This is a genomic window from Okeania sp. SIO2F4, from assembly GCF_010672385.1.
Lineage (GTDB): Bacteria > Cyanobacteriota > Cyanobacteriia > Cyanobacteriales > Microcoleaceae > Trichodesmium.
Map to the genome: position 1 here is coordinate 1 of NZ_JAAHGT010000840.1, position 4324 is coordinate 4324.

At 42.2% G+C, this 4324-nt stretch carries 6 protein-coding genes; all 6 read left to right on the plus strand.

Features of this window, described 5'->3' with window-relative positions; genetic code table 11:
- Positions 1-308: 308 nt before the first annotated feature.
- The gene (locus F6K22_RS33605; RefSeq protein WP_293108371.1) at positions 309-671 is read left to right on the plus strand and encodes a LamG domain-containing protein; all 363 of its coding nucleotides are present in this window, start codon (positions 309-311) and stop codon (positions 669-671) included.
- A gap of 15 nt (positions 672-686) precedes the next feature.
- Complete coding sequence (locus F6K22_RS33610; RefSeq protein ID WP_293108384.1) at positions 687-1112, plus strand: LamG domain-containing protein; 426 nt, start codon at positions 687-689, stop codon at positions 1110-1112.
- 100 nt (positions 1113-1212) lie between these two features.
- Positions 1213-1374, plus strand: coding sequence for a LamG-like jellyroll fold domain-containing protein (locus tag F6K22_RS33615; RefSeq protein WP_293108373.1), 162 nt, complete (start codon positions 1213-1215; stop codon positions 1372-1374).
- Between the two features lie 51 nt (positions 1375-1425).
- Positions 1426-2970 (plus strand): LamG domain-containing protein, encoded by a 1545-nt coding sequence (locus F6K22_RS33620; RefSeq protein ID WP_293108375.1) that lies wholly within the window; start codon positions 1426-1428, stop codon positions 2968-2970.
- Positions 2971-3043: 73 nt separating this feature from the next.
- Positions 3044-3409, plus strand: a complete 366-nt coding sequence (locus F6K22_RS33625) for a hypothetical protein (RefSeq protein ID WP_293108378.1) — start codon at positions 3044-3046, stop codon at positions 3407-3409.
- Positions 3410-3788: 379 nt separating this feature from the next.
- On the plus strand, positions 3789-4324 hold a 536-nt coding region (locus F6K22_RS33630), incomplete at its 3' end, for an AAA family ATPase (RefSeq protein ID WP_293108381.1).

A 4324-nucleotide genomic window follows, 5' to 3' on the forward strand; every position in this document is an offset into this window, starting at 1 on the left:
ACTTTGAGGAGGTAATCATTGTTCCATCCGGCTCTTTTTCGTTAATTTGTTATTCCAGTTTTGACAGTTTTTTCCCTTGTTAATAAATTCAATGCTATTTGTCTAATTACTGTCAAATTTTCGGGAGAATTATCTGTTCTAATGAGAGAATCATGCTCTTGAAATTGAACATCTAATACCCAATGAAAGTTTAGGTGTTTTTTGATGGTGATTTGAGCAGCGATAGACTTCCAGTCCTCTTTCCTACGGAATGCGATCGCATATTCTATTTTCCAATTCTAATTTTGGTCATTTGTCAAAAAAATTAGATGCGTTTTCCCTGCCAGTTAGCAGCAGGTAGAATGTTAGAAATTGGTGAGACAAAAGTTACTACAAGTGCGGAGGTTCCAGTCAACTCCAGCAGTATTCCTGTCAACAGTGTATCTCTAGAAGTTGGAGTTGAGACTCCAGTTTATTTAGTTTTATACGATTATTCTAGCAATTACAGTAGTTATCTCACGAATGCCGCACTAGAGTTTAATGGTTCAACTGATTATATAGAAATTGGACATTTTCATCCCGGAAATACATTTACAATTGAGTTATGGATTAAATCTAATGATGATACCTCAGCTTGCTTTCTTGGGAAAAATACTCATAGTCAAAGCAACCTATTCTTTTTAGGTTATTGAAAAAAGACTTTCAAAATACATCTAGGTGGTAAAAACTATTCTATTAAAGATGAAAATGAAAGGATTATAGGAGAGTGGTATCATATAGCAGCAGTTGTCAAAGAAAATCAGGGAAGTTCAGAAGTAAACATCTATGAGAACGGTGTATTAATCAAGGAGATTACTTCAGCCAGACTTTTAGGAGATATTGAAGGTAAACCTTGGACTTTAGGACAAGAATGGGATTCAAAAGGAAAATCTGATTTCTTCTCAGGTCAAATGGATGAAGTTCGAATATGGAACTATGCTCGCACCGAAGTGGAAATCAATGCCGATCAAGATAGCCGAATTACAGGCAAAGAAGCAGGTTTAGTGGGATACTGGCATTTTGATGGACTTACAGCTAAAGACTATAGCGGTAATGGCAATAATGGCACTATCTACTATAGCGCTACGCATTAAGGCTCTTGACATTTCGCGCATCCTGAAACCCTTTAACAGTTTACTATTCCCTCCATACCTATTCCCTATTCCCGATTCAAGTAGCGCTATAGAACTGAAAATGTACATTGATGGTTTGCTGGTATGCAGCCGAGTGATCGAACCTGCTGTTAGTTCCGAAGGTAATAATCAATCTCTACAAATTGGCAGAATAGGTGAGAGTTATTTTCTCGGTAAAATTTCCGAAATCAAGCTTTGGAGTCGGGCACTAGAAAAAGGTTAAATTCATCAAAATCTTACCGGACGCGAAGAAGGTTTAGTTGCCTGGTGGCAGTTGGAAGAAAACGAAGGAAATCTAGCCAATGATTTCAAAGGAGGCAACCATGCTCAAATTAAAGGTGCAACTTGGTGTAAAAATCCAGATATGGAAGCTTCCGAGTTTCTCTTTTATAGTAATGGAGTTATCATAGGAACAGAATCATTAGATGTTAATGATTCAATGGTGTACCCGATGAGTTCTCAATTCACCCTTGGCGCTCACAAAGCTGGTGGTGGTCCTTCAAATTACGATCAATGCTTCAATGGCATTATGGAAGAAGTCCGAATTTGGAAAGTCGTACGCACCCAAGAGCAAATTCTCGACAATGTATTTACCCGCCTCAAAGGAGAAAAGCAAGACCAGATCGCTAATTACACCTTTGATGAAATTTTTGATAATGAGTTGAAAGACAGCAGTTTGATGGGAAATCATCTGATTATGCGAGCAGAAGCAAGCAAACCGACATCTGTTTTTTCTGATGCTCCGATTGGTAACGATATCCCCCAAGTACGTTCAGCCTTGGCAGCAGTTCAAACTGTATTCAACGCTCAGATAGATAGTAGTCCTACTGTTACTGAATACGGAGATATGCAATATGACAGCCAGCAGAATCTAACTGGAGTCTTCAAACGCTGCTACACTTACATTAAAGATGGTAAATGGCAGTTAATTACTGGTTACCAAGTCGGTAATTTGATTACTGAATGGATCTCTCAGGTACAGTTCGACCCTCAGATTATTGGTTACATTGAAGGCGCACCACCTATACCAAGTGAAAACATGACCGTTGGTCCTATATCCCTTGGAGAAACTGACACTTACAAACAAGCTAGCACAGTAGAATTAATTGAAACAGAAGACGTCAATTATAATTTCTCCAGTTCCAAAAAAAATGGTTTCGACTCTTCCTTTGAAGCATCAATGTCTGCAGGTGTAGAGTTAGACTTACGGACTCTACTTGCTCCCCTTGGTTTTGTTGTTTCCTTCAAAGCCCAAGTAGCATTCAATGTCTCAAGTAGTGGCAAGTTTCAATCCTCTGGTGGCTGGACTGACGAAAAAACGGTGAGTAGTGGACGAACCGTAACTAGAAATATGCGAGCAACTGCGGTAGGTTATTGGGAAGATAAAAATAATCTGCTCAATCCCCGGTTAGGGCAACGATATGTTCCTAATAATCAGGGGTTGGCTCTGGTGCAATCAGAAACAGCCGACGTTTTTGCATTGCGTTTATCCTATCGTTTTCAACCCAACCCTGATATTCCCAAAGATTGGAATATTATCTCATTCCCCATCAACCCCCGTTATACTAAACAGGGAACCTTAGATGGCAAAGTTGGCGATCGACTAGATGGCAGCGTACAAACTGATCCCGATTATCCCCAAGCTATTCAGTATGGGGAATATAGCTACTTTAAGCCTATAGAAACCTATGCTCTGAAACGACAAATAGAGAGGGTCAAGTGTAGACCAGCCCCCTACCAACACCCTCTGTTGTTGTGTTCTGCTCGAAGAATCAAGCGATCGCTGGTATCGAGATCATACCCATTTACATTTGCTTAGGAGTCCGGAGCAACAACTATGGGTAGAGTTAGACAGAGAGCGATCGCCGGCCCCCGTTTCAGACATTGGTGAGGTGGTTGCCCTGGTCCAAGCATTTTTGCAGCGGGTCGATCGGCAAAGATCACAAGCTGCCAAGCGCCAAAAACAGAAAGACTTGAAGGTGCAAGCTATCTTAGCTCAGGTGCGTAAAATTGCCAAGGAAGATGGATTTGACTTTGCCACCGAAGTCGATAGTATTAACCTCAAGCTGATTATTCATCTGTCTGACAACGACTACTTTGCTATTTTGATTCCCTTTAACCAGTTCAAGGAGGTGCTACCCAAATTGCGCACTGCAATTCAGGCTCTCCGGGAGACTTATAACAGCGGCGTTCGCTTTAAAACCCATCTCAAGCGGGGTTATCGCCGTTCTGACTGGATTCGTCATCAGGATTTGTAGTGCCGTGTCAAGCCTTAAATTGTGGATTAGGATGGAGCAACGAGCGAAGACCTCTCCCCCAACCCCTCTCCTGATGAGTGAGAGGGGATAAATTCACCCCTTCCCTTGCAGGGAACGGGGTTAGCCTGCATTTCTCACAAACTTTGCGATTCTAGTCGCTAAAAACCTTGTATAGCAAGCATTTAACCCTGCTTAAAAGAGATAAAAAAAACAAAACACTGTCGAAAACCTTATTCTGTATGACTTTGAGTAGATAAGGATTTTGATAAGTCAAACTTATTTTGTGAGAAATCCGGGTTAGGGGGTTAGGTTTTTTAACCCACATTTTCAAGCTTAACACGGCAGTAGTTACAAGGTAGAAAGATAAAGGTAAAACAAAATGATTCGTATTGATGCCCGCGAACTCTATCAAGTTCTGGAACTGACCCCACCGGAGCAAAATATCCTCCTGGTGGGCAAGCATGGTATTGGCAAATCAGAAATTATTAGCCATTTCTACCGTCAGCGCCAGAAACTGCCCTTAATCCCCTTCTTTTTGGGTCAGATGAGCGATCCGGGGGATTTGATTGGCTTGCTCCATAAAGATGAGAAAACAGGCCGTTCCGTTTTTTTACCGCCCTACTGGTGGCCTGCACCCGATCGCCCGGTGGTACTTTTTCTGGACGAGCTTAACCGGGCACGCCCCGAAATTTTGCAGGCGGTTCAAGACCTGACCCTCAACAAAACCTTGGCTGGTAAATCCCTACCTCCTGGCAGTATTGTGATTGCTGCGGTGAATGCGGGGGAAGAATATCAACTGACCGAACTCGATCCGGCTCTGGTGTCGCGGTTCAATCTCTACGAGTTTGTGCCGACGGTGGAAGATTTGCTGCTTTGGGCTGCCGGGCAGGATATAGATTCACGGGTGCTGACGTT

What these genes read in the sequence shown, in the direction of transcription:
- F6K22_RS33605 (WP_293108371.1), top strand. Translation starts at nt 309, where the DNA reads ATGCGTTTTCCCTGCCAGTTAGCAGCAGGTAGAATGTTAGAAATTGGT.
- F6K22_RS33615 (WP_293108373.1), top strand. Translation starts at nt 1,213, where the DNA reads ATGTACATTGATGGTTTGCTGGTATGCAGCCGAGTGATCGAACCTGCT.